We start from the raw sequence: 683 nt of genomic DNA, 5'->3' as shown, positions 1-683 counted from the left end.
AACCTGCCCTACCACCCCAACGCCATGACCCTGGTGGCCGAGGGCGAGGGCGGCGAGCTGCATGCCGACACCTACTACTCGGTGGGTGGCGGTTTCGTCGTCGATGCCGCGCAGGCCGCCACCGGCGCGCTGGACCAGGACCACACCGCGCTGCCCTACGATTTCTCCAGCGGCGCCGAGCTGCTGCGCCTGTGCCGCCAGCATGGCCTGCGCGTGTCGCAACTGATGCTGGCCAACGAAAAGGCCTGGCGCAGCGAGGCCGAGATCCGTGCCGGCCTGCTCGGGCTGTGGCAGGCCATGCAGGACTGCGTGGCCAACGGCCTGCGCGAGGAGGGCATCCTCCCCGGCGGGCTGAATGTGCGCCGGCGCGCCGCCAAGCTGCACCGCAGCCTGCAGGAGCTGGGCAAGCCCAACGTGATCGGCAGCACCATGAGCGCCATGGAATGGGTCAACCTCTACGCCCTGGCGGTCAACGAGGAGAACGCCGCCGGCGGGCGCATGGTCACCGCGCCGACCAACGGCGCGGCGGGGATCATCCCGGCGGTGCTGCACTACTACATGCGCTTCAACCCGGATGCCAGCGACGCCGACGTGGTCGACTTCCTGCTGGCCGCGGCGGCGGTGGGCATCCTGTGCAAGAAGAACGCCTCGATCTCCGGCGCCGAAGTCGGCTGCCAGGGCGA

Annotated in this window: 1 protein-coding gene; it reads left to right on the top strand. The window is 70.3% G+C overall.

The features are described from left to right. The coding region (locus tag EA796_RS22945; protein WP_178082601.1) for an L-serine ammonia-lyase, iron-sulfur-dependent, subunit alpha at positions 1-683 on the top strand (683 nt) is incomplete at both ends.

The organism is Pseudomonas sp. AOB-7 (assembly GCF_003696305.1).
Taxonomy (GTDB): Bacteria; Pseudomonadota; Gammaproteobacteria; order Pseudomonadales; family Pseudomonadaceae; genus Aquipseudomonas.
The sequence above is the reverse complement of the archived record's forward strand: the minus strand, read 5'-3'. Positions and strand labels throughout refer to the sequence as shown.